A 24,464-nucleotide genomic window follows, 5' to 3' on the forward strand; every position below is an offset into this window, starting at 1 on the left:
TTCCTGCTGGTCGTCCCCACCCCATCCTGCTATGATTCGCGCGCCCTTTTTACGGGTAATCCTGACTAAAGTACTAGGTCTTATAGTTGACTTAAATACTCGGGAATCGCATACTTGCTCCCATTCTGAAACACCTTGGTACTTGTCCATGAGACTGACTACAAAAGGCCGATACGCGGTGACCGCCATGCTTGACCTGGCCTTGCACGCGCAAACTGGGCCGGTGTCCCTGGCCGATATCTCCGAGCGCCAAGGCATTTCCCTGTCCTACCTCGAGCAGCTGTTCGCCAAGTTGCGCCGCAGCAACCTGGTTTCCAGCGTGCGTGGGCCGGGCGGCGGCTATCAACTGTCCCGCGACATGCAGGGCATCCAGGTAGCCCAGGTCATCGACGCGGTGAACGAATCCGTCGATGCAACCAAATGCCAGGGTCTGGGTGACTGCCACGCCGGCGACACCTGCCTGACGCACCACCTGTGGTGCGACTTGAGCCTGCAGATCCATGAGTTTTTGAGTGGTATCAGCTTGGCTGATCTTGTGACTCGCCGTGAGGTGCAAGAAGTAGCCCAGCGTCAGGACCAGCGCCGTTGCAACACCAAGGCGCCGCGTCTGGACAAGATTGAAGCGTCCGCCGTCGAGTGACAGCCGAAGAGCTAACGGCACGCCAGCCAGCCTGATTTAGGAGAAAGTCCATGAAATTGCCGATTTACCTTGATTACTCAGCGACCACCCCGGTTGATCCGCGTGTCGCGCAAAAGATGAGTGAATGCCTGCTGGTTGACGGAAACTTCGGCAACCCGGCCTCCCGTTCCCACGTATTCGGCTGGAAAGCCGAGGAAGCGGTCGAGAACGCTCGTCGCCAGGTCGCCGACCTGGTGGGTGCAGACCCGCGTGAAATCGTCTGGACCTCCGGTGCCACCGAGTCCGACAACCTGGCAATCAAGGGCGCGGCGCATTTCTATGCGACCAAGGGCAAGCACCTGATCACCACCAAGATTGAGCACAAGGCTGTCCTCGACACCATGCGCCAACTGGAGCGTGAGGGTTTCGAGGTGACCTACCTCGAGCCAACCACCGACGGTATCGTCACCCCGGCCATGATCGAGGCCGCGCTGCGTGAAGACACCATCCTGGTTTCCGTGATCCACGTGAACAACGAAATCGGCACCATCAACGACATCGCGGCCATTGGCGAGCTGACCCGTTCCAAGGGCATCCTGCTGCACGTCGACGCTGCCCAGTCCACCGGCAAGGTCGACATCGACCTGTCGAAACTGAAAGTCGACCTGATGTCGTTCTCTGCCCACAAGACCTACGGCCCTAAAGGCATCGGCGCGCTCTACGTGAGCCGCAAGCCTCGCGTGCGTATCGAAGCCACCATGCACGGCGGCGGTCACGAGCGCGGCATGCGTTCGGGCACCCTGGCGACCCACCAGATCGTCGGCATGGGCGAAGCTTTCCGCGTAGCCAAGGAAGACATGGCTGCCGAAAACGTGCGCATCAAGGCCCTCAGCGATCGCTTCTACAAGCAGGTCGAGAACCTTGAAGAGCTGTACATCAACGGCAGCATGACCGCCCGTGTACCGCACAACCTGAATTTGAGCTTCAACTACGTCGAAGGCGAGTCGCTGATCATGGCACTCAAGGACCTGGCGGTTTCGTCCGGTTCGGCCTGCACCTCGGCCTCGCTTGAGCCTTCGTATGTCCTGCGCGCCCTGGGCCGCAACGACGAACTGGCACATAGCTCAATCCGCTTTACGTTCGGCCGCTTCACCACCGAAGAACAAGTCGACTACGCCGCGCAGAAAGTCTGCGAGGCCGTCAACAAGCTGCGCGTTTTGTCGCCGCTGTGGGACATGTACAAAGACGGTGTCGATATTTCCAAGATCGAGTGGGCGGCACACTAAATATAGAAGCCGCCACCCAAGCTCTGTAGGAACGTGGCGGAAAACGCAGGCGTTTTTACAGGGTTCCAGAGCGGCCCTGATGAGTGAGGATTCAGTACCATGGCTTACAGCGAAAAGGTCATCGACCACTACGAAAACCCGCGCAACGTCGGCAAGATGAACGCGGAAGACCCTGATGTCGGCACCGGCATGGTCGGCGCTCCGGCGTGCGGCGATGTGATGCGCCTGCAGATCAAGGTTAACGAAGCTGGCGTTATCGAAGACGCCAAATTCAAGACATATGGCTGCGGTTCCGCCATTGCCTCCAGCTCCCTCGCTACCGAGTGGATGAAAGGCAAGACCCTGGATGAGGCTGTCACCATCAGCAACACCCAGCTGGCCGAAGAACTGGCCCTGCCGCCGGTGAAAATTCACTGCTCGGTACTCGCTGAAGACGCCATCAAGGCGGCCGTTCGCGACTACAAGCAGAAGAAAGGCTTGATCTAAGCATTTGGCGACGAGTAAGGAGTCAACGATGGCTATCAGCATGACAGAAGCGGCTGCGCAGCACATTCGCCGCTCCCTGAATGGGCGCGGTAAAGGTGAGGGGATTCGTCTGGGTGTTCGCACCACGGGCTGTTCCGGCCTTGCCTACGTGCTGGAGTTTGTCGACGAGGTGGTTGCGGAAGACCAGGTGTTCGAAAGTCACGGCGAGAAAGTGATTATCGACCCCAAGAGCCTGACCTACCTGGACGGCACCGAACTCGATTTCGTCAAGGAAGGGTTGAACGAAGGCTTCAAGTTCAACAACCCCAACGTGCGCGGTGAATGTGGCTGCGGCGAAAGCTTCAACATCTGAGGCTATTCGTGGGTACTCCTTGTCATTTCGCTTTATTCGAGCTGCAGCCGAGTTTCCGGCTGGACCTCGAACAGCTGGCCACGCGCTACCGTGAATTGGCGCGTGGCGTGCACCCGGACCGCTTCGCTGACGCTTCCGAGCGTGAGCAACGCCAGGCCCTGGAGCAATCGGCCAGCCTCAACGAAGCCTATCAGACGCTCAAAAGCCCTCCGAAACGCGCGCGTTACCTGCTCGCGATGAACGGTGGCGAGTTGCCGCTGGAAGTCACGGTGCACGACCCGGACTTCCTGATGCAGCAGATGCAGTGGCGCGAAGAGCTCGAAGACTTGCAGGACGAAGCTGATCTGGCGGGTGTCGCGGTCTTCAAGCGTCGTCTGAAAACGGCCCAGGATGAGCTTAACGAAAGCTTCGCAGCCTGTTGGAACGATGCTGCGCAACGCGAACAGGCCGAACGCCTGATGCGGCGCATGCAGTTCCTCGACAAGCTCACCTACGAAGTGCGCCAGTTAGAAGAGCGCCTCGACGATTAACCCAGTGCTGCCCGTGATGCACGCCTGATAGACAGATAAGACCTGATTACCATGGCTCTACTGCAAATCGCCGAACCCGGCCAAAGCCCTCAACCGCACCAGCGTCGCCTGGCGGTGGGGATTGACCTGGGCACCACCAATTCCCTGGTTGCTGCCTTGCGCAGCGGCCTGTCCGAGCCGCTGCCCGACGCCAATGGCCAGGTGATCCTGCCGTCCGCCGTGCGCTATCACGCTGATCGCACCGAAGTGGGCGAGTCGGCCAAGCTGGCCGCGTCTACCGATCCCTTGAACACCGTGCTGTCGGTCAAGCGCTTGATGGGTCGTGGTCTGTCCGACGTCAAGCAATTGGGCGACCAGTTGCCGTACCGCTTTGTCGGTGGCGAATCCCATATGCCGTTCATCGACACTGTCCAGGGGCCGAAGAGCCCGGTGGAAGTGTCGGCCGATATTCTCAAGGTGCTGCGCCAGCGTGCGGAATCCACCTTGGGCGGCGAACTGGTGGGCGCGGTGATCACCGTTCCGGCGTATTTCGATGATGCTCAGCGTCAAGCCACCAAGGACGCGGCGAAACTCGCCGGCCTCAACGTGCTGCGCCTGCTCAACGAGCCGACTGCGGCGGCCGTGGCCTATGGCCTGGATCAGCACGCAGAAGGCCTGGTCGCTATTTATGACCTGGGCGGCGGCACCTTTGATATTTCGATCCTGCGCCTGACCGGCGGTGTCTTCGAAGTGCTCGCCACCGGCGGCGACAGCGCCCTGGGCGGCGATGACTTCGACCACGCCATTGCGGGCTGGATCATCACCAGCGCCGGCTTGTCGGCTGACCTGGATCCGGGCGCGCAACGCAACCTGTTGCAAACCGCCTGTGCGGCCAAGGAAGCGTTGACTGATGCTGCTTCGGTTGAAGTGTCCTACGGTACTTGGTCGGCTCAACTGACCCGCGAAGCCTTCGATGCGTTGATCGAGCCGATGGTTGCCCGCAGCCTCAAGGCTTGCCGTCGCGCCGTGCGTGATTCCGGAATCGAGCTGGAAGACGTCGGTGCCGTGGTCATGGTGGGTGGTTCCACCCGTGTGCCGCGCGTTCGCGAGGCCGTGGCCGAAGCCTTTGGTCGCCAGCCGCTGACTGAAATCGACCCGGATCAGGTAGTCGCCATTGGTGCTGCGATCCAGGCCGATACCCTGGCTGGGAACAAGCGCGATGGTGGCGAATTGCTGCTGCTCGACGTGATTCCGCTGTCCCTGGGCCTCGAAACCATGGGCGGCCTGATGGAGAAGGTGATTCCACGTAATACCACCATCCCCGTTGCCCGCGCCCAGGACTTCACTACTTACAAAGATGGCCAGACGGCCATGATGATTCATGTGCTGCAAGGCGAGCGCGAGTTGATCAGCGATTGCCGCTCCCTCGCGCGCTTTGAATTGCGCGGCATTCCGGCGATGGTGGCCGGTGCGGCGAAGATTCGCGTGACCTTCCAGGTCGACGCCGATGGCCTGCTCAGTGTCGCTGCGCGCGAACTCGCGTCCGGCGTCGAAGCCAGCATCCAGGTCAAGCCGTCCTACGGCCTGACCGACGGCGAAATCGCCAAGATGCTTAAGGACTCGTTCCAATATGCCGGTGACGACAAGGTCGCCCGCGTATTGCGTGAGCAGCAAGTGGATGCCCAGCGCCTGCTCGAAGCGGTGCAGGGCGCCCTTGAAGCGGATGGCGAGCGCCTGTTGGATGCCGAAGAGCGCATGGTCATCGACCTGCAAATGCAGGAACTGGCTGAACTGATGAAAGGCAACGATGGTTACGCCATCGAGCAGCAGACCAAGCGCTTGTCGCAGGTCACGGATGCGTTTGCCGCCCGGCGCATGGATCAGACGGTGAAAGCCGCACTGGCCGGGCGCAACCTGAATGAAATCGAGGAATAATTAATGCCGCAGGTCATTTTTCTGCCACACGCCGAGCATTGCCCGGACGGTATGGTCGTGGAGGCTGAGACCGGCAAGTCCATCCTCGAAGTTGCCCATGACAACCACATCGAGATCGAAAGCGCCTGTGGCGGTGTGTGCGCCTGCACCACCTGCCACTGCGTGATTCGCGAGGGCTTCAACTCCCTGGAAGAAGCGGATGAGCTCGAAGAGGACTTTCTGGACCGCGCCTGGGGCCTGGAGGCGACTTCTCGCCTAAGCTGTCAGGCAAAGGTCGGAACTGAAGACATCACCGTCGAAATCCCGAAATATTCCCTCAACCATGCAGCCGAAGCGCCGCATTGATTCAAGGAAATGTCATGAGCCTGAAATGGGTTGATGTACAAGAGATCGCTATACAACTTGCGCAAGCCCACCCGGAGGTCAATCCTCTGACGGTCAACTTCGTCAAGCTGCGCAATCTGGTGATGGAGCTGCCGGACTTCGACGACATCCCCGACCGGGGTGGCGAAAAGGTTCTGGAGGCGATTCAAGGCCTGTGGATCGAAGAAGCAGACTGAACCGCCTTTTTACGCAGTTAGGCAATACCCAATAACCCGCGTATAATTCGCGGGTTTAATTTTTCGTAAATTACCGTTTCTGGAGTTACACCATGGCTGTTCAACGTACTTTCTCCATCATCAAGCCTGACGCTGTTGCAAAAAACGTCATCGGCGAGATCACCACTCGTTTCGAAAAAGCCGGCCTGAAGGTTGTAGCTTCGAAACTCAAGCAACTGTCCAAAGCTGAAGCTGAAGGCTTCTACGCTGAGCACAGCGCTCGTGGCTTCTTCGGCGACCTGGTTGCCTTCATGATCTCCGGTCCTGTTGTTGTTCAGGTCCTGGAAGGCGAAAACGCTATCGCTCTGAACCGTGAGCTGATGGGCGCTACCAACCCTAAAGAAGCAGCTGCCGGCACCATCCGTGCTGATTTCGCTGAGTCCATCGACGCCAACGCTGTACACGGTTCGGACTCCGAAGCCGCTGCTGCTCGCGAAATCGCTTACTTTTTCGCTGCTACTGAAGTAACCGCTCGCTAAGCATCGGCTTAAAGAGTGAGGGTGAATCCATGACTACATCGACTGTTAAAACCAACCTGCTGGGTCTGACTCAACAGGAAATGGAAAAATTCTTCGACTCAATCGGGGAGAAGCGTTTCCGTGCCGGTCAGGTAATGAAGTGGATTCACCACTTTGGCGTCGACGATTTCGACGCCATGACGAACGTCAGCAAGGCTTTGCGCGACAAGCTCAAGGCTATTGCTGAAGTGCGTGGTCCGGAAGTGGTCAGCGAGGACATCTCCAGCGACGGCACCCGTAAATGGGTGGTGCGCGTGGCGTCCGGCAGCTGTGTCGAGACCGTGTACATTCCCCAGGGCAAACGCGGCACCTTGTGCGTTTCGTCCCAGGCAGGCTGTGCCCTGGACTGCAGTTTCTGCTCCACCGGCAAGCAAGGCTTCAATAGCAACCTCACCGCCGCCGAAGTCATCGGCCAGGTGTGGATTGCCAACAAATCCTTTGGCAGCGTCCCGGCAACCGTCGACCGTGCCATCACCAACGTGGTGATGATGGGCATGGGTGAGCCGCTGCTGAACTTCGACAACGTCGTTTCGGCCATGCATCTGATGATGGACGACCTGGGCTACGGCATCTCCAAGCGCCGTGTGACCCTGTCGACCTCCGGCGTGGTGCCGATGATCGATGAGTTGTCCAAGCACATCGACGTCTCCCTGGCGTTGTCGCTGCACGCACCCAATGACGCATTGCGTAACCAATTGGTGCCGATCAACAAGAAGTATCCGCTTAAGATGCTGCTCGAGTCTTGCCAGCGCTATATGTCGTCCCTGGGCGAAAAGCGCGTGCTGACCATTGAGTACACCCTGCTCAAGGACATCAACGACAAGGTCGAACACGCGGTCGAGATGATCGAGTTGCTCAAGAACATCCCGTGCAAGATCAACCTGATTCCGTTCAACCCGTTTCCACATTCTGGCTACGAGCGGCCGAGCAACAACGCCATCCGCCGTTTCCAGGATCAACTGCACCAGGCCGGCTACAACGTCACCGTACGCACCACCCGTGGTGAAGACATCGACGCTGCCTGTGGCCAATTGGTAGGACAGGTGCTGGATCGCACCCGTCGCAGCGAACGTTATATCGCGGTGCGCGAACTGAGCGCCGCCGACGATATGCCACAAAGCGCTGCGAATCGAAACTGAGAGAGGATCTCTATGCCCTTGCGCCTTGCGCTGCTTTTACTGGTGACCGGCCTTGCGGCCGGATGTGTTTCATCGGGACATGAAAGCCCGTTGCAAACCGGTAAAGGCCGTGACGCGGCGCGAGTTGCCTATGTGCAACTGGGGTTGGGGTACCTGCAGCAAGGCATGAGCGAACAGGCCAAGGTGCCATTGAAAAAGGCCCTGGCGCTGGACAGCGACGATGCCGACGTCAACGCGGCATTGGCCCTGGTATTCCAGGCCCAGGCCGAGCCTGAACTGGCCGATCAGTATTTCAACAAAGCCCTGGCCGTCCGGCCTGCCGATCCGAGGTTGCTGAACAATTACGGCAGCTTCCTGTTCGCGCAGCAACGTTATGACCAGGCAGCCGTTAATTTCCAGCAAGCCAGCGCCGATACCCTCTATCCTGAACGCTCGCGGGTGTTCGAGAACCTTGGGGTGACCTCGATGCGCCTCGGCCAGCGCGACAGCGCACGCCAGCAACTGGAAAAAGCCCTGCACTTGAACGGTCGTCAGCCACGCGCGTTGCTCGAAATGGCTGAGTTGTCCTACGAAGACAGGCATTATGTGCCGGCACGTGACTATTACGAGCGTTTTAGCCTGCTCAGCGGGCAAAATGCACGTAGTCTATTGCTCGGTGTGCGCCTGGCGACGGTTCATGAAGAACGCGACACGGCCGCACGTTTTGGCCAGCAACTCGAACGACTCTATCCCGGTACGCCGGAATATCAGCAATACCTGTCGGAGCAATGATGAAAGCGGCGCACCCGGAAGTTGTAGCAGCTAATCGCGTAAACCCAGGCGACACCTTGCGTCAGGCCCGCGAAAGCAATGGTTGGTCGTTGGCGGAAGTGGCCCTCAAGCTCAATTTGACCACCACCTCCCTGGGCAACCTGGAAGCCGGCGCGTTCGACAAGCTGCCTGGGCATACCTTCGCCCGCGGCTACATCCGCGCCTACGCCAAGCTGCTGGGGATCGACCAAGCCGTATTGGTCCAGGAATTCGACCAGTTCACCGGCACCGACTCCCAGGGCAGCAATGTCCACGGCCTGGGCCGCATCGAAGAGCCGGTGCGGGTTTCCCACACGATTTTACGCATTGTCAGCCTGTTGCTGCTGATCGCTGTCATTGGCGGCGGGTTTGTCTGGTGGCAAGACCAGACCTCCCAGCGCTCCAAGGACCTGACCAGCAACGCCATGGAGCACGTCGAAGTCGAAAGCGCCGACGGCACCACCCAGATTCACCCGCTCGATGAGCCAGAGGACCAGGCTGTGGCTGAGAGCCAGGCCGCGCCTGAAGCGCCGGTTGCCACTGAGCCGCCAGCAGCAGAAACCGCACCTGCCGCAACCGCTGCCGTACCAGCACCTGCGACGCCGTCTGCACCGGCTCACACACCGGCAGCTCCGGCCGCCCAGGCGCACACTCCAGCGACTCCGGCGCAGGCGCCAGCGGCCCCAACGCCGGCCGCTCCGGCAGCGCCTGCGATTTCACCGCCTACCGCCCCGGCATTGATCGCGGGTGATGGGCGCGTACAGATCACCTTCATCGCTGACTGCTGGACGCAGGTCACCGATGGCAATGGCAAAGTGCTGTTTAGCGGTCTGAAGCGTAAGGGAGATACTCTTGACCAAGGCGGCAAGCCTCCTTTGACGCTGCGTCTGGGCTTTGCCCGTGGCGCGCAAGTGGCCTACAACGGCCAGCCTGTGGACGTGGCGCCGTTCACCAGTGGCGAGACCGCTCGCCTCAAGTTGGGACAATAGTCATGCACGGCGAATCTCCAATCAAACGTCGCGTATCGCGCAAGATCTGGGTCGGCTCGGTGCCGGTGGGCGGCGATGCCCCCATCGCGGTGCAGAGCATGACCAACAGCGACACCAATGACGTGGCCGCCACCGTTGCCCAGATCAACCGTCTGGAAGCGGCCGGCGTGGACATCGTACGGGTATCCGTGCCGGACATGGATGCTGCCGAAGCCTTCGGTCGCATCAAGCAACTGGTCAAGGTGCCGTTGGTGGCCGACATTCACTTCGACTACAAGATCGCACTGCGCGTAGCCGAACTGGGTGTGGACTGCCTGCGTATCAACCCGGGCAACATCGGTCGCGAAGACCGTGTGCGTGCCGTGGTGGATGCGGCGCGTGATCGCGGCATTCCGATCCGCATCGGCGTCAACGCCGGCTCCCTGGAAAAAGACCTGCAAAAGAAATACGGCGAGCCGACCCCGGCGGCGCTGGTTGAATCGGCGCTGCGCCATGTTGAACACCTTGAACGCCTGAATTTCCAGGACTTCAAGGTCAGCGTGAAGGCCTCCGACGTGTTCATGGCCGTAGAAGCCTACCGCCTGCTGGCCAAGGAAATCGTGCAGCCGCTGCACCTGGGTATCACCGAAGCCGGCGGTTTACGTTCAGGCACAGTGAAATCTGCGGTGGGTCTCGGTATGCTGCTCGCCGAAGGGATTGGCGATACTATCCGCATCTCCCTCGCGGCAGACCCGGTAGAGGAAGTGAAGGTCGGTTACGACATTCTCAAATCCCTGCATTTGCGTTCCCGTGGCATCAACTTCATTGCCTGCCCGAGCTGCTCGCGGCAGAACTTCGACGTGGTGAAAACCATGAACGAACTGGAAGGGCGCCTCGAAGACCTGCTGGTGCCGCTGGATGTCGCGGTAATCGGTTGTGTGGTCAACGGCCCGGGTGAAGCCAAAGAGGCGCACATCGGCTTGACCGGCGGCACACCGAACTTGATCTACATCGACGGCAAGCCGTCGCAGAAGTTGACGAATGACAATCTGGTGGATGAGCTCGAAAGACTGATCCGCGAGAAAGCGGCCGAAAAGGTCGCGGCTGACGCAGCGCTGATCGCGCGCGGCTGATTGAACGAATTTAAGGATTTGATGTGAGCAAGTCTCTGCAAGCCATTCGTGGCATGAACGACATCCTGCCTGAGCAGACGCCCCTGTGGCGTTACTTCGAGAGCACTGTCGCGCGCCTGCTGGATAACTACGGTTACAAGCAGATCCGCATGCCGATCGTCGAGTTCACCGAGCTGTTCAAGCGCTCGATCGGTGAAGTGACCGACATCGTCGAAAAAGAGATGTACACCTTCGAGGACCGCAACGGCGACTCCCTGACCCTGCGTCCGGAAGGCACAGCCGCGTGCGTGCGCGCCGTGCTCGAGCATGGCCTCACCGGTGGCGGCCAGCCACAGAAACTCTGGTACATCGGCCCGATGTTTCGCCACGAGCGCCCGCAGAAAGGCCGTTATCGCCAGTTCCACCAGATCGGCCTGGAGGTGTTCAACCTCGACGGTCCGGACATCGACGCCGAGCTGATCGTGCTGACCTGGCGCCTGTGGGGCCTGCTGGGCATCCGCGACGCGGTCAAGCTTGAGCTCAACAGCCTGGGCACCAGCGAGTCGCGCGGTCGCTATCGCGAGGCCCTGGTCGAATACCTGTCCGCCCACCTGGACAAACTGGATGAAGACAGCCAGCGCCGTCTGAAAACCAACCCGTTGCGCGTCCTTGATACCAAGAACGCCGACACCCAGGCCGTGCTGGTTGATGCGCCGAAAATGGCCGACTACCTGGACGACGAATCCCGACTCCACTTCGAGGGCCTCAAGGCTCGCCTGGAGGCGGCCGGGATTCCGTACGTGATCAACCCGAAGCTGGTACGTGGCCTCGATTACTACAGCAAGACCGTGTTCGAGTGGGTCACCGACAAGCTCGGTGCCCAGGGCACCGTGTGTGCCGGTGGGCGTTACGACGGCCTGGTTGAACAGATGGGCGGCAAGCCGACCGCGGGTGTAGGTTTTGCCATGGGTATCGAGCGGCTGATCCTGCTGCTGGAAACCCTGGAGCAGGTCCCGGAAGAAATCTCCCGTCAGGTGGATGTGTACCTGTGCGCGTTCGGCGAGGCGGCCGAACTGGCAGCCCTGGCCCTGAGCGAAAAGGTTCGCGACCAACTGCCGAACCTGCGCCTGCAGATCAATGCCGGCGCCGGCAGCTTCAAGAGCCAGTTCAAGAAGGCCGACAAGAGCGGTGCGCTGTATGCACTGATCCTCGGCGATGACGAGCTGGCCCAGCAAGTGATAGGTTTCAAACCCCTGCGTGGCCAGGGCGAGCAACAGAACATTGCCTTTGATGCGCTCGCCGCGCACTTGGCCACCTGCGTCGTGCAGGGTTGAAGCTGTCGAACAGCCGAATTTAGCGATTAAGGAGTATTGGGGTGTCGAGTACTGATGATGAGCAACTGGCCGAGTTCAAGGACTGGTGGCAGCGTAACGGCAAGCCCCTGGTTACTGGCGGCCTGCTGGCTTTAGTGGTGGTGTTCGGCTGGCAAGCCTGGACCAAGTATCAGGCCAACCAATCCCAGGGCGCCTCGATCCTCTATCAGCAATTGCTGGAAACCACGTTGACGCCTGACGGCAAACCCGACCCTGCACAAGTAGCGGATCTGGCCGGCAAGTTGAAGAACGAATTTGGCGGTACCACTTACGCCCAGTACGGCAGCCTGTTCGTCGCGAAAGTCGCGGTCGACACCGGCAAGCTGGATGACGCAGCCACCGAGCTGAAGGCCATCGCCGACAAACCGACCAACCCGACCCTGGGTGAAATCGCACGTCAGCGCCTGGCTCAGGTATTGGCGGCACAGAACAAGGCTGACGAAGCACTCAAACTGCTCGACGGCGATGCTGACAAGGCATTTGTAGCCACTCGCGAAGAGCTCAAGGGCGACCTGTTGGTCCAATTGGGTCGTACCGACGAAGCCAATGCTGCGTACCAAAAAGCCAAGGCGGCGCTGTCTGATGAAGCGGCGGTCGGTGGCTTACAAATCAAGCTGGACGACTTGGCCAAAGGGGATGCGTGACGTGATCCGTTGGAAACATGCAGCATTGCTGGCTCTGGCCGTTCTGGCCGCGGGTTGCAGCAGCAACAGTAAAAAAGAACTGCCTCCGGCCGAGCTGACCAGCTTCAAGGAAGAAGTGGTCCTGCAAAAGCAGTGGAGCCGCTCCATCGGTGACGGTCAGGGCGACACCTACAACATGTTGGTACCGGCAATCGACGGTGACAACATTGTGGCCGCTGACGTGACCGGCGTCGTGATCTCCATGGATCGCATGAATGGCGATGTGAAGTGGAAGAAAGACCTCGAATTGCCTGTGTCCGGCGCCGTTGGCGTGGGTTATGGCCTGGTGATGCTCGGCACGCTCAAGGGCGAAGTCGTGGCGCTGGATTCCAGCACCGGTGAAGAGAAATGGCGCGCTCGCGTGACCAGTGAGGTTCTCGCACCGCCTGCCACCAACGGCGATATCGTCGTGGTGCAGACCCAGGACGACCGTGTGATCGGCCTCGACGCCAGCACCGGTGAACAGCGCTGGTTGTACGACAGCACCCCGGCGGTACTGACGTTGCGCGGTACCAGTGGTCCGATTGTGACCAACAATCTGGCCGTTGCAGGCCTGTCGACCGGTAAAGTGGTCGCCCTCGATACCCAGAACGGCGTGCCGGCCTGGGAGACCCGTGTGGCCATCCCGCAAGGTCGTTCGGAACTCGATCGCGTGGTCGATATCGATGGTGGCTTGCTGCTGTCGGGTGAAACGATCTACGTCGCCACTTACCAGGGCCGTGTAGCGGCGCTGGACCTGCAGAGCGGTCGCGTCAACTGGCAGCGTGATGCTTCCAGCTACGCGGGTGTCGCCCAAGGGTTTGGCAGCGTCTACGTCAGCCTGGCATCCGGCACCGTTGAAAGTGTGGATGAGCGCACCACCACTGCGCTGTGGAGCAACGACTCGCTGGCCCGCCGTCAACTGTCGGCACCGGAAGTGTTCTCCAGCTACGTGGCTGTTGGCGACTTCGAAGGCTACCTGCACCTGCTGAGCCAGGTGGACGGTCGCTTTGTAGGTCGTGAGCGTATCGACAGCGACGGCCTGCGTGCCCGTCCGCTGGTCGTGGGTAACATGCTTTATGTGTTTGGCAACAGCGGCAAGCTGGAAGCCCTGACCATCAAGTAAGAACTATGCTTGGGGTAACCCCCAGGCGGCCCCGTTTCGGCGGGGCATGCGGCATTTGAATATGCTGCCCCGAGCACCAGCCGCTGCCTTGCAGCGGCTTTTGTATTTTCTGAAATAACGAAGTGGAGAGCCGCATGGTTCCCGTAATCGCCCTGGTGGGCCGACCTAACGTCGGCAAGTCCACCTTGTTCAACCGCCTGACCAGGACTCGCGACGCCATCGTCGGCGACTTGTCCGGTCTGACCCGTGATCGCCAATACGGTGAGGCAAAGTGGCAAGGGCGCTCCTACATTATTGTCGACACCGGTGGTATCTCCGGTGACGAGCATGGCATGGACGAAAAAATGGCCGAGCAGTCGCTGCTGGCCATTGAAGAAGCCGATGTCGTGTTGTTCCTGGTGGACGCCCGTGCGGGCTACACCGCTGCCGACCAGATGATTGGCGAGCACCTGCGCAAGCGCAACAAGCGTTCATACGTGGTCGCCAACAAGATCGACAACATCGATCCTGAACTGGCCCGTGCCGAATTCAGCCCGATGGGCCTGGGCGACGCGATCCCGATCGCCGGTGCACACGGTCGCGGCATCACCCAGATGCTGGAAATTGCCCTGAGCAGCTTCCCCAAGGATGACGCTGAGGAAGAAGAGGGCGAGGAAGAGATCGTCGCCGAGGGTGAGGAAGCCAAGCGCATTCCTGGCCCGAGCGAAAAAGACGGTATCAAGATCGCCATCATCGGCCGTCCGAACGTGGGCAAGTCGACCCTGGTCAACCGCATGCTCGGTGAAGACCGGGTTATCGTGTATGACCAACCCGGCACCACGCGCGACAGTATCTACATCCCGTTCGAGCGTAACGACGAGAAGTACACGCTGATCGACACCGCCGGTGTGCGCAAGCGCGGCAAGATCCACGAGGAAGTTGAAAAGTTCTCCGTGGTGAAAACCCTGCAGGCGATCAAAGACGCTAACGTGGTGATCTTCGTGATGGACGCCCGCGAAGGCGTGGTGGACCACGACCTCAACTTGCTGGGCTTTGCCCTGGAAGCCGGTCGCGCCCTGGTGATCGCGATCAACAAGTGGGACGGCATGACGCCGAGCGAGCGCGATTTCGTCAAGATCGAGCTGCAGCGCCGGCTGTTCTTCGTCGAGTTCGCCGACATCCACTTCATCTCGGCACTGCACGGTACCGGCGTGGGCAACCTCTACGCATCCGTACAGAACTCGTTCAAGTCCGCGGTCACCCGCTGGCCGACCAACCGCCTGACCCAGATCCTCGAAGACGCGGTGGGCGAACACGCGCCACCGATGGTCAACAATCGCCGGATCAAACTGCGTTACGCCCACTTGGGTGGTGCCAACCCGCCGATTATCGTGATCCACGGTAACCAGATCGAGAAGGTGCCAAAGTCCTATGTGCGTTACCTGGAGAACACCTACCGCCGTGTCCTGAAGCTGGTCGGTACGCCGATCCGCATCGAGTTCAAGGGCGGCGAGAACCCATACGAAGGCAACAAGAACACACTGACTGACCGTCAGGTGAACAAGAAGCGTCGTTTGATGACTCACCACAAGAAGGCCGACAAGAAGCGCCGCGACAAGCGATAGCAGCAGCTTCAAGTCGTCAGCTACAGGCTGCAAGAGAGGGCTCCTTTGGAGCCCTTTTTTGTGCCTGGCAGTTTGTCGCTTGACCTGCTTGCAGCTTGCAGCTTAAAACTTGGGGCTCACCTGCAGGGGCCTCCGATGATCACCAGTAAGCTGCCAAATGTCGGCACGACCATTTTCACCACGATGTCGCAACTCGCTGCCGAAACCGGCGCGCTCAACCTGTCCCAGGGCTTTCCCGATTTCAATGGCCCGCAGGGTTTGCTCGACGCGGTAGGCAAGCATATCGCCCTTGGCCATAACCAATATGCGCCGATGACCGGGCTGCCCGTGTTGCGTCAGCAAGTAGCCGCCAAGATCGCCCGCAGCTACGGCGCCACGGTGAATGCGGACACTGAAGTGACCATCACCCCAGGCGCCACCGAGGCGATCTTCTGCGCGATCCAGGCGGTGATTCGCAGTGGTGACGAAGTCATCGTCTTCGATCCCTGCTACGACAGCTACGAGCCCTCGGTCGAACTGGCTGGTGGCCGTTGCGTGCATGTGCCACTGAGCCTGCAAGGCTTTGCGCTCGACTTCGAAAAGATCAAGGCCGCGCTTTCATCGCGCACGCGCATGATCATCCTCAACACCCCGCACAACCCCACCGGCGCGCTGATCAGCCGCGCCGAGCTGGACCAGTTGGCCGAATTGATCCGCGACCGCGATATCTATCTGGTCAGCGATGAAGTCTACGAGCACCTGGTATTCGATGGTGTGCCCCACGTCAGCGTGCTGGCCCATGAAGAGCTGTACCAGCGCGCCTTTGTGGTCAGCTCCTTCGGCAAGACCTATCACGTCACCGGCTGGAAAACCGGCTACGTGGTCGCGCCACCGGCCCTTAGCGCCGAACTGCGCAAGGTGCATCAATATGTCAACTTTTGCGGCGTAACGCCTTTGCAGTACGCTCTGGCGGACTTCATGGCCGAACACCCGGAGCACGTCGAGGAACTGCCGGCCTTTTATCAGGCCAAGCGCGATCTGTTCTGTGATCTGCTGGCGCCGTCGCGTTTGAGCTTTACCCGGGTGACCGGCACCTACTTCCAATTGGTGGATTACTCACAGATTCGCCCGGACCTGGATGACGTCGCCATGTCGCTGTGGATGACCCGCCAACACGGTGTGGCGACCATTCCGGTCTCGGTGTTCTATCAGGATCCACCCCAAGGCCAGCGCCTGGTGCGCCTGTGCTTTGCCAAACGCGAGGAGACGCTGCAGCAGGCAGCGGAAAAACTATGCGCGATCTGAGTGCACTGCCCGACCTGAACATTGCCTTGGTCCAGACCAGCCTGGTGTGGCATGACCGTCAGGCCAACCTCGAGCATTTCGAGCTGTTGCTGGAGCAGGCGCGCGGCGCCGACCTGATCGTGTTGCCGGAGATGTTCACTACCGGCTTCTCCATGGAGTCGGCCACCCTCGCCGAACCGGAAAACGGCCCTACCCATCATTGGCTCCAGGCCCAGGCGAAGAAGTACAACGCGGTAATTACCGGCAGCGTGATCATCCAGGCCGCCGACGGCAGCCATCGCAATCGCCTGCTGTGGGCACGGCCGGATGGCGAGGTGTTGCACTACGACAAGCGTCATCTGTTTCGTATGGCCGGTGAGCACGATCACTACACCCCCGGCGAGCGTCAGGTGCTGTTCGAACTCAAGGGCTGGCGCATTCGCCCGCTGATTTGCTACGACCTGCGTTTCCCGGTGTGGAGCCGTGACGCCCAGGACACTGACTTGCTGCTGTACACCGCCAATTGGCCGGGGGCGCGGCGTCATCATTGGAACCGTCTGTTGCCGGCGCGGGCTATCGAAAACCTGTGTTATGTGGCGGCGGTGAATCGGGTTGGTACCGACGGCAAGGGTTTTGCCTACACCGGTGACAGCCAGGTGCTGGATTTCCAGGGCGAGACCGTGCTGAGTGCGGGGGAGGCGGATGGGGTTTTTCAAGTTCGTCTTGAGGCCGGGGAGCTGGCGGATTATCGCACTCGGTTTCCTGCCAATTTGGACGCCGACACGTTTCACTTGGGCTGATGGGGCGATGTTGAGTACGGGTACCTCGACCTTCCAGTCGAGGTACCAGGGGATTAGCTTTTAGAGGGCAAATTCGCTGCTTCGAATGGCCGCGTAGTAGTTCTTGCTTTGCTGGGCGATGTCTTTGGCTTCTGTGCTGTTGGGATCCAGTGTTCGATATTGCTCATAAAACTTGTGTCCCAAACCTCCTTTTTGTCCGGACGTTTCTTCCAGCTGCTTGCAATAATCCTCTCCCAACATGGATTTGGCGGTACTTGGATTCATCTTTCCAAAGATCATTGCAGGTGTGATGACTTGCATTTCACAATTGCCGCCGGCCTCGGATTTATAGGTGGCATTGATGCCGCTGTAACCGAGTGGGTCTACATCTCCATCAATTCTTTTTATATTGATGCCGCCTTTTTTTTTCAGGTCGGCAACCACGTTGTCTACTTTTTCGCTATTGATAATGACGGTCGTGCGGGTGAGGTCTTTGATTTTGCCCATGTCGCCGCCGTAGTCATTATTTATTTTGGTCAATGCTCGATCAATTGTTTTCATAGGAGCGGTAATTAACTTGCCGCCATAATCTTTAGCTATTTTTTTGGAAAAATCATCGTTTTCCGATTTCGAGGTGTACATCTTTTCGTAGATGAACGTTCCCAGCTTGGTATGCCCTTTTTTTATACCCAAACGTTCAGGGTCACTATTGTTTGTAGGCGGGAGGGTTTCTTTATTGTCCGTTGACCATTCGTTTGGCCTTTGCTGTCGGGGGCTTGCTTGTTGTGCAGGCGTGTGCACGATAAAGGGGTTGCCGGCTGGATGAGAAGGAGCGGTCGTAATCATGAGCGAGTGCTCTCACTGTGATTATTATCTTGCGGATCAATACGGAAGATTTCATCAGAGAGATTTTTGCAGTGATAATGCTGTTTCATGTGATTCCTCAATACTTACCTCAAATGCATTCCCTTAGAGATTAATGCAGGGCGCTCCTCACCTTGCAGGCGGTTATTGGGTGGTTGCATCTAAGTTTAAAGTTCCATCCATGCCGTAAGGTCTATGTCTGGAGCAGGTAGGCAGGTAGGCAGGGAGGCGTTAAGTCTCTCGAAAAGTATTTGGTATGATTTGAATACTTAATAAAAAAGCCCCTGAGTTTTAACTCAGGGGCTTTTTGCATTGCCGCGATCAGGTTTACGCCGCTTTCGCTTCCAACTGGCTCAACGAGCGGTTCAGCGCGCTGAACAGTGCCTTGAAGCTCGCCGTGGTGATGTTTTCATCAATGCCCACGCCGTGCACAGGACGCTCGCCGTTCACGCGCAGTTCGATGTAGGCCGCAGCCTTGGCGTTGGTGCCGGCGCCGATTGCGTGTTCGTTGTAGTCCATGATCTCGACCGCTACCGGCAGGCCGGCTACCAGGGCTTCCAGTGCACCGTTGCCTTTGCCTTTCCAGTGCAGGTTGGTTTCGCCCTGGCCTTTGCCCGACACTTCCACCTCGACAAAGCTGTTGCCATTCTCTTCCTGCAGGCGATGGCTGACCAGCGCGTACGGGGTGTTGGCCTGCAAGTATTCACGCTGCAGCAATGCGTAGATCTGCGGGGCGGTCATCTCCAGGCCCACGCGGTCGGTTTCAGCCTGGACCACCTGGCTGAACTCGATCTGCATGCGGCGTGGCAAGCTGATGTCGTATTCCTGCTCCAGCAGGTAGGCGATACCGCCTTTGCCCGACTGGCTGTTCACGCGGATCACCGCTTCGTAGCTGCGGCCGATGTCCGCCGGGTCGATCGGCAAGTACGGCACTTCCCACAGGGCGTCGTCTTTCTGCTGGGCAAAACCCTTGCGGATCGCATCCTGGTGGGAGCCGGAGAACGCGGTGTGCACCAGGTCGCCGACATAGGGGTGACGTGGGTGCACCTGGATCTGGTTGCACTCCTCAACGACCTTGCGCACGCCGTCGATGTCGGAGAAGTCCAGCTGCGGGTCGAGGCCCTGGGTGTACATGTTCAAGGCCACGGTGACCAGGTCGACGTTGCCGGTACGCTCGCCGTTGCCGAACAGGCAGCCTTCGACACGATCGGCGCCGGCCATCAGGCCCAGCTCGGTGGCGGCAACGCCGGTGCCACGGTCGTTGTGGGTGTGCAGGCTGATGATCACGCTGTCACGACGGTTGATATGGCGACCGAACCATTCGATCTGGTCGGCATAGATGTTCGGCGTGGCGCACTCGACGGTGGCGGGCAGGTTGAGAATCACCTTGTGCTCAGGCGTTGGGTTCCACACCTCGATCACTGCGTCACATACTTCCTTGGCGAATTCCAGTTCGGTGGCGCTGAAGGTTTCCGGGGAGTATTCGAAGGTCCACTGGGTGTCTGGCTGTTGGGCCGCGTATTTGACAAACAGCTTGGCTGCGTTGACCGCGATGGCCTTGATGCCTTCCTTGTCCTGGTTGAACACGATGCGGCGGAACGACGGCGACGTGGCGTTGTAAAGGTGCACGATGGCCTTCTTGGCGCCGCGCAGCGATTCGAAGGTGCGTGCGATCAAGTCTTCACGGCCCTGGGTCAGCACCTGGATGGTGGTGTCCTCGGGGATGTGGTTGTCTTCGATCAGGGTGCGCACGAAGTCGAAGTCGGTCTGCGAGGCGGCCGGGAACGACGCTTCGATTTCTTTCACACCCACCGCGACCAGGGTCTTCCAGAAACGCAGCTTCTTCACCGCGTCCATCGGCTCGATCAGCGACTGGTTGCCATCACGCAGGTCGGAGCTGCACCAGATCGGCGCTTCGGTGATGGTTTTCGACGGCCAGGTGCGATCCGGGATATCGATGGTCGGGAACGCGCGGTATTTCGAAGACGGGTCTTTGAGCATGCTCATCGGGAAATCCTTTGTTGTAGGGGCCGAGAAAAGGCGGCCTGCCGTAGAACTGTTTTTAGGGATAAAACGTAAAGACGAGGCAGATCGATTCAGCCTGGCAGTCGTGCGCTGACAAGGCACAGGCTGCGGTGCTGGCGGAGCTGAATGAGGGTGTGAGAGGTTTTCATAAGCTCAACCCTAACCGCCGGGGTGAAAGATGGCAAGCAGTCGAGAAAAATTGAGATAAGTTCTGCTATTGGCGTAGGAAACGAGAGTTTATGCCTGAGAATGAGTCAGCGGCTGTTTTTAATTGCGCACCCATTATCGGGTGCGCAATTCCACGTTTCAGGGCTGGAACGCGCCGATGAAGATCGCCGGGTCGACCCGTGCATCGTTCAGACTGACATTCCAATGCATGTGCGGCCCCGTTGCGCGGCCCGTCGAACCGACCTTGCCGACCACCGCCCCGCGCGCCAGTTGCTGGCCGACTTTCACGTCGATCTTCGACATATGGCAGAACATGCTGATGAAGCCCTGGCCATGGTCGACGAACACGGTGTTGCCATTGAAGAAGTAGTTGCCGACCAGAATCACCTTGCCGTTGGCTGGCGTCTTGATCGGCGTGCCGGCTGGCACGGCGAAGTCCAGGCCCGAATGAGGGTTGCGTTCTTCACCGTTGAAGAAACGGCGTACGCCGAACTTGCTCGACAGGGGCCCGTTCACCGGTTTATCCAGCACCAGGTTGCTTGGCAGGTTCGGGCTGAAACTGCGGTACGCCTTGATCTGCACCGCCAGTTCCGCCTCGATGCGCTTGAGCTGCGCGGGATCGGGGTTGACCTGGCTTTTGTTTTTCAGGGTGATGCGCTGTTCCGGGTACTTTTTGTAGCCGACGATAAACGGCAGGTTGCGCCCACCGCTGCTGATGCGCTCATTGCCGGGCTTGACGGTCAGTGGAATGCCGACAATCGCCAGCCAGTTGTCCGCCTCCTTTACCACCAGCACCGGTTTACCTTGATACGTCGCTTTCGGCGCGGCGGCCGAAGGGCCCAGTTCGACCACGGCCACGCCGCCCGGCACAGGTTTGTTCAGGGTGCGGATAATGTAGCTGTCGGCGTGGGCATTGAAGGCGAGGCACAGCAGCATCAATACACTTAAAAGACGTGGCATCAATCAATCCAATAACGAAAGGGTGACGGGTGTCAGGTGGTTATCTTCCACCCGCACTTGCAGTTGGCCTTCCCCGAGACGCGCGGTGAGGCGCTGGCCGGTGTGGGTCTGTGCGGCATTGCGAATGGCCTGGCCACGCTCGTCGAGCAGAATGCTATAGCCACGGCCCAGGGTCGCCAGCGGGCTGACCACTTGCAGCGTCTGTACCTGGCTTTGCAGTTGCAGGCGGCGCGCCTTGAGGCCCTCGCGCATGGCGCGGGGCAGACGTTCGGCGAGGCTGTCCAGGCGTTGGCGCAACAGCGCCAGTTGACGGCCCGGGTGCTGACCGGCAAGGCGGGTTTCCAGGCGGATCAGGCGTTCGCGCCGGGTGTTGAGGTTGCGTTCGAAGGCGCGGCGCAGGCGCATGTCCAGGTCATCCAGGCGCTGGGCCTGCTGGCGCAGGCGCTCACCGGGATGGCGCAGGCGCCGGGCCATGCCTTCCAGGCGCAGGCGGTCGTGGCGCAGGCGGTTGCGCATCAGCATCACCAGGCGGCGGTGCAGGTTTTCGACCTGGCGCACCAGGTGGCTGGCGTCGGGCGCGAGCAGTTCGGCGGCGGCGGAGGGCGTGGGCGCGCGCACGTCGGCGACGAAGTCACTGATCGATACATCCGTTTCATGGCCGACGGCACTCACGATCGGCGTGACGCACGCATCCACCGCGCGGGCCACGGCCTCTTCGTTGAAGCACCAGAGGTCTTCCAGCGAGCCGCCGCCACGCGCCAGGATCAACGCATCGAAGCCGCGCGCATCTGCCAGTTTCAGCGCTCGCACAATCTGAGGTATGGCTTCGCGGCCTTGCACGGCGGTGGGGATCAATGTCAGTTCGACGTTCGGGGCCCGGCGGCGGAACACGCTGATGATGTCGCGGATCACCGCGCCCGTCGGCGAACTGATAATGCCAATGCGTCGAGGGTGCGCCGGCAGCGGCACCTTGCGTTCAGCACTGAACAGGCCTTCGGCGCTGAGTTTTTCCTTCAAGGCATCAAAGGCCAGGCGCAGCGCGCCATCACCGGCCGGATCCACGGTATCGAGGATCAACTGGTAGTCGCCGCGGCCCTCGAACAGCGAGACCTTGCCACGCACCTTGACCGCCAGGCCGTCTTTCAACGCCTGGCGCACCCGCGCAGCGTTGTTGCGAAACAACGCGCAACGCACTTGGGCGCCGCTGTCCTTGAGGGTGAAATACACATGGCCGGAGGCCGGGCGCGCGAGGTTGGAGATCTCGCCCTCGACCCAGATATTGGTGAACACGTCTTCCAGCAACACCCGCGCGCGGCCGTTGAGCTGGCTGACAGTCAGGACTTCGCGGTCCAGGCCCAGACGGGCAAAGGGATCTTTAATCATGGGCGGCAGTTTATAGGCATTCGTGCAGGGTTTGACAGAACTGCTCCACCAGCGCGCTCGGCGACTGCTGGCAGGCCAGGGCCACGGTGCTCAGGCAGTCCGGGTCGGCCAGGGGCAAAAAGTGCACGTTGGCGGGCGCGATGTCCTGCATGGATTTTGGTAACAAGGCAATACCGAAGCCGGCCTGGATCAGCTGCAGCTGGGTGGTCTTGCGCGACATCACCCGAGCGGCTTTGGGGAAAAATCCTGCGCGCATGCACAACTCGGCTGACAGATAACTCAATCCGCCGCGCTGCGGATGCGGGATCGAGATAAACGCCTGATCCTTGAGTTGGGCCAATTCGACCGGCGCCTGACTGCGCGCCAAGGGATGGTTCGGCGGTACCGCCAGCAGCAGTTGTTCACTGTATAAAGGCACTACACGCACGCCTTCGCGCTGGCGCAGTACGGGGAGGCGCAACAGGCCCACTTCCAGGCGACCGTCGGCGATTTCTTCCAACTGCGCTTCGGAGGACAGTTTGACGATGTCCATCGACACGCCGGGGCAGCGCGCGAGCCAAGTACTGATGCCCTCAAGCAAAGGCCCGCTCATCGGCACGGTGCTCGAATGGCTCAGGCGCAGCGTGCCGAGTTGGCCGTTGCCCACCTGCGTCGCCATTTCGCTGGCTTTGAGCAACTCGCTCAGCAGGTTGCGTGCACGCGGATAGAAGGCCTCACCGGCGGCCGTCAAGCGCGGCTGGCGCGCCGTGCGTTCGAACAGCGGGGTTTGCAGCTGGATCTCCAGCTCCTTGATCTGCCGGCTCAGTGCCGATTGCGCGACAAACAGGCGCTCGGCGGCAGCGCTGAAACTGCCACTGTCGGCGATTTCGACGAAGTAGCGCAGTTGGCGGGTAGAGATCACGCGTCATGCCTTTTCGAGATGGGTGGAGGGCTTTGAAGATATTAGTCGCAACCCTCGCGAATGGCTAAAGTGATGGCCATCTCTTACAAGGAATCACCCATGGGCCCGGTTGAACTGATGAGTCAGTGGTCGTTTGGCGGTGTGGATTGGCTGGTGATCGGCCTGGGCATTGTCGTGGCCTACATCGTGTTTGGCATCGCCGGCTTCGGCACGGCGCTGGTGGCGGGGCCGATCCTGATCGTGTTCATGCCGCTGTCGAAGATCATCCCGTTGCTGGTGCTGCTGGATTTTGTCGCGGCGTTTGGCAACCTGCTGCAGTCGCGCCGGGATGTGAACAAGCCGGAGCTGCTGCGGTTGCTGCCCTGCATGGCGATTGGCTGCACCCTGGGCGTGGTGTTCTTGCTCAACCTGCATTCGGACCTGTTGCTGCTGTTGATGGGACTGTTTATCAGCGCCTACGCGATTTACAGCCTGGCCGTAAAGGCGCGGCCGACCCAGCTGGCGGCGGGCTGGTCGATCCCGATGGGCACGGTCGGCGGGCTGTTTGGTGCGTTGTTCGGCAGTGGTGGCTTCTTATATGCCATCTACCTCAACAGCCGCTTGCCCAAGGACGCGGCGCGTGCCACGCAAAGCGCGCTGATCAGTTGCAGCACGGTGGTGCGCTTGACTCTGTTCCTGATTGCCGGGGTCTATGCGGATCTGCCGTTGCTGATGTTGGCGCTGTGCCTGTTGCCGGCGATGGCCCTGGGATTGTGGTGCGGGCGCAGGCTGACGATGCGCATGTCTCGCGAGGCGTTCGTGCGGTTGGTGACATGGCTGGTGCTGGCGAGTGGGATTGCGTTGATCGGGCGGTATTTGAGTACTTGACCTGTGTGGGGCAGGGATTAAGCTGCCAGCCTTCAGGGCCTCTTCGCGAGCAAGCCCGCTCCCACATTTTGATTTGTGAATAGGTTCAAATGTGGGAGCGGGCTTGCTCGCGAAGGCGCCAGACGGCCCACCGCAGGACTCCCAGGCCTCATGCACTCGCAAAGCATCCTTGTCCCG

At 59.9% G+C, this 24,464-nt stretch carries 25 protein-coding genes; 20 read left to right on the plus strand and 5 right to left on the minus strand.

All coding sequences use genetic code 11. From position 1 onward, the window contains the following. Positions 1-148 precede the first annotated feature (148 nt). The 19 genes from iscR (at position 149) to QMX97_RS17515 (ending at position 17,140) form a co-directional block, all read left to right on the plus strand. On the plus strand, positions 149-640 hold the full coding sequence (iscR, locus tag QMX97_RS17425; protein WP_003194020.1) for a Fe-S cluster assembly transcriptional regulator IscR: 492 nt from the start codon (positions 149-151) through the stop codon (positions 638-640). 50 nt (positions 641-690) lie between these two features. Next, a complete protein-coding gene (locus tag QMX97_RS17430; protein ID WP_017530022.1) occupies positions 691-1,905 on the plus strand; it encodes an IscS subfamily cysteine desulfurase in 1,215 nt (404 codons plus the stop codon). A gap of 99 nt (positions 1,906-2,004) precedes the next feature. Continuing rightward, the gene (iscU, locus tag QMX97_RS17435) at positions 2,005-2,391 is read left to right on the plus strand and encodes a Fe-S cluster assembly scaffold IscU (RefSeq protein ID WP_003209682.1); all 387 of its coding nucleotides are present in this window, start codon (positions 2,005-2,007) and stop codon (positions 2,389-2,391) included. A 28-nt stretch (positions 2,392-2,419) separates the two neighbouring features. Further along, a complete protein-coding gene (iscA, locus tag QMX97_RS17440) occupies positions 2,420-2,743 on the plus strand; it encodes an iron-sulfur cluster assembly protein IscA (RefSeq protein ID WP_003175963.1) in 324 nt (107 codons plus the stop codon). A gap of 8 nt (positions 2,744-2,751) precedes the next feature. Beyond that, positions 2,752-3,273, plus strand: a complete 522-nt coding sequence (gene hscB / locus QMX97_RS17445) for a co-chaperone HscB (protein ID WP_106802684.1) — start codon at positions 2,752-2,754, stop codon at positions 3,271-3,273. Positions 3,274-3,324: 51 nt separating this feature from the next. Then, positions 3,325-5,187, plus strand: a complete 1,863-nt coding sequence (gene hscA, locus QMX97_RS17450) for a Fe-S protein assembly chaperone HscA (protein WP_106802685.1) — start codon at positions 3,325-3,327, stop codon at positions 5,185-5,187. A gap of 3 nt (positions 5,188-5,190) precedes the next feature. Continuing rightward, positions 5,191-5,532 carry an ISC system 2Fe-2S type ferredoxin gene (gene fdx, locus QMX97_RS17455; RefSeq protein ID WP_015885743.1) on the plus strand — a complete coding sequence of 114 codons (342 nt, stop codon included), beginning with the start codon at positions 5,191-5,193 and terminating at the stop codon, positions 5,530-5,532. 14 nt (positions 5,533-5,546) lie between these two features. After that, positions 5,547-5,747, plus strand: coding sequence for a Fe-S cluster assembly protein IscX (iscX, locus tag QMX97_RS17460; RefSeq protein WP_065908623.1), 201 nt, complete (start codon positions 5,547-5,549; stop codon positions 5,745-5,747). Positions 5,748-5,839: 92 nt separating this feature from the next. Then, positions 5,840-6,265 carry a nucleoside-diphosphate kinase gene (gene ndk / locus QMX97_RS17465; protein WP_060754319.1) on the plus strand — a complete coding sequence of 142 codons (426 nt, stop codon included), beginning with the start codon at positions 5,840-5,842 and terminating at the stop codon, positions 6,263-6,265. A 29-nt stretch (positions 6,266-6,294) separates the two neighbouring features. Beyond that, positions 6,295-7,443 carry a 23S rRNA (adenine(2503)-C(2))-methyltransferase RlmN gene (gene rlmN, locus QMX97_RS17470; protein ID WP_065908625.1) on the plus strand — a complete coding sequence of 383 codons (1,149 nt, stop codon included), beginning with the start codon at positions 6,295-6,297 and terminating at the stop codon, positions 7,441-7,443. Between the two features lie 12 nt (positions 7,444-7,455). Next, a complete protein-coding gene (gene pilW / locus QMX97_RS17475) occupies positions 7,456-8,214 on the plus strand; it encodes a type IV pilus biogenesis/stability protein PilW (RefSeq protein WP_065908627.1) in 759 nt (252 codons plus the stop codon). After that, the gene (locus QMX97_RS17480) at positions 8,214-9,221 is read left to right on the plus strand and encodes a RodZ family helix-turn-helix domain-containing protein (protein ID WP_262135482.1); all 1,008 of its coding nucleotides are present in this window, start codon (positions 8,214-8,216) and stop codon (positions 9,219-9,221) included. The genes pilW and QMX97_RS17480 overlap by 1 nt, the downstream gene beginning before the upstream one ends. A 2-nt stretch (positions 9,222-9,223) precedes the next feature. Continuing rightward, positions 9,224-10,333 carry a flavodoxin-dependent (E)-4-hydroxy-3-methylbut-2-enyl-diphosphate synthase gene (ispG, locus tag QMX97_RS17485; protein WP_025859271.1) on the plus strand — a complete coding sequence of 370 codons (1,110 nt, stop codon included), beginning with the start codon at positions 9,224-9,226 and terminating at the stop codon, positions 10,331-10,333. 23 nt (positions 10,334-10,356) lie between these two features. Beyond that, positions 10,357-11,646, plus strand: coding sequence for a histidine--tRNA ligase (gene hisS, locus QMX97_RS17490; protein WP_065908631.1), 1,290 nt, complete (start codon positions 10,357-10,359; stop codon positions 11,644-11,646). Between the two features lie 41 nt (positions 11,647-11,687). Continuing rightward, entirely contained in the window at positions 11,688-12,329 is a 642-nt protein-coding gene (locus tag QMX97_RS17495; protein ID WP_065908632.1) for a tetratricopeptide repeat protein, read from the plus strand. Then, complete coding sequence (gene bamB / locus QMX97_RS17500; protein WP_065908633.1) at positions 12,322-13,473, plus strand: outer membrane protein assembly factor BamB; 1,152 nt, start codon at positions 12,322-12,324, stop codon at positions 13,471-13,473. The genes QMX97_RS17495 and bamB overlap by 8 nt, the downstream gene beginning before the upstream one ends. Positions 13,474-13,607: 134 nt before the next feature. Next, the gene (gene der, locus QMX97_RS17505; protein ID WP_065908635.1) at positions 13,608-15,077 is read left to right on the plus strand and encodes a ribosome biogenesis GTPase Der; all 1,470 of its coding nucleotides are present in this window, start codon (positions 13,608-13,610) and stop codon (positions 15,075-15,077) included. A 135-nt stretch (positions 15,078-15,212) separates the two neighbouring features. Beyond that, positions 15,213-16,361: a pyridoxal phosphate-dependent aminotransferase gene (locus tag QMX97_RS17510; RefSeq protein WP_282397325.1), complete on the plus strand. Its 1,149-nt coding sequence runs from the start codon at positions 15,213-15,215 to the stop codon at positions 16,359-16,361. Continuing rightward, positions 16,349-17,140: an amidohydrolase gene (locus QMX97_RS17515; protein WP_282397326.1), complete on the plus strand. Its 792-nt coding sequence runs from the start codon at positions 16,349-16,351 to the stop codon at positions 17,138-17,140. Before QMX97_RS17510 ends, QMX97_RS17515 begins: the two co-directional genes overlap by 13 nt. Before the next feature lie 60 nt (positions 17,141-17,200). On the opposite strand, the gene QMX97_RS17520 is transcribed toward QMX97_RS17515, so the two are convergent. The 5 genes from QMX97_RS17520 to QMX97_RS17540 all read right to left on the minus strand — a co-directional run bounded on the left by QMX97_RS17520 (position 17,201) and on the right by QMX97_RS17540 (position 23,420). Further along, entirely contained in the window at positions 17,201-17,965 is a 765-nt protein-coding gene (locus QMX97_RS17520) for a hypothetical protein (RefSeq protein ID WP_282397327.1), read from the minus strand. Positions 17,966-18,310: 345 nt separating this feature from the next. After that, positions 18,311-19,990, minus strand: a complete 1,680-nt coding sequence (gene leuA / locus QMX97_RS17525) for a 2-isopropylmalate synthase (protein ID WP_065908640.1) — start codon at positions 19,988-19,990, stop codon at positions 18,311-18,313. Positions 19,991-20,314: 324 nt separating this feature from the next. Continuing rightward, positions 20,315-21,136 (minus strand): M23 family metallopeptidase, encoded by an 822-nt coding sequence (locus QMX97_RS17530; RefSeq protein WP_120449806.1) that lies wholly within the window; start codon positions 21,134-21,136, stop codon positions 20,315-20,317. Between the two features lie 3 nt (positions 21,137-21,139). Next, positions 21,140-22,519 carry an exodeoxyribonuclease VII large subunit gene (xseA, locus tag QMX97_RS17535; protein WP_282397328.1) on the minus strand — a complete coding sequence of 460 codons (1,380 nt, stop codon included), beginning with the start codon at positions 22,517-22,519 and terminating at the stop codon, positions 21,140-21,142. A gap of 10 nt (positions 22,520-22,529) precedes the next feature. After that, positions 22,530-23,420, minus strand: coding sequence for a LysR family transcriptional regulator (locus QMX97_RS17540; protein ID WP_282397329.1), 891 nt, complete (start codon positions 23,418-23,420; stop codon positions 22,530-22,532). Between the two features lie 99 nt (positions 23,421-23,519). Here QMX97_RS17540 and QMX97_RS17545 point away from each other — a divergent pair, with 99 nt between their 5' ends. Beyond that, positions 23,520-24,287 (plus strand): sulfite exporter TauE/SafE family protein, encoded by a 768-nt coding sequence (locus QMX97_RS17545; RefSeq protein WP_106802691.1) that lies wholly within the window; start codon positions 23,520-23,522, stop codon positions 24,285-24,287. Positions 24,288-24,464 lie beyond the last annotated feature (177 nt).

Source organism: Pseudomonas sp. PS01298, from assembly GCF_029959745.1.
Classification (GTDB): Bacteria; Pseudomonadota; Gammaproteobacteria; order Pseudomonadales; family Pseudomonadaceae; genus Aquipseudomonas; species Aquipseudomonas aylmerensis.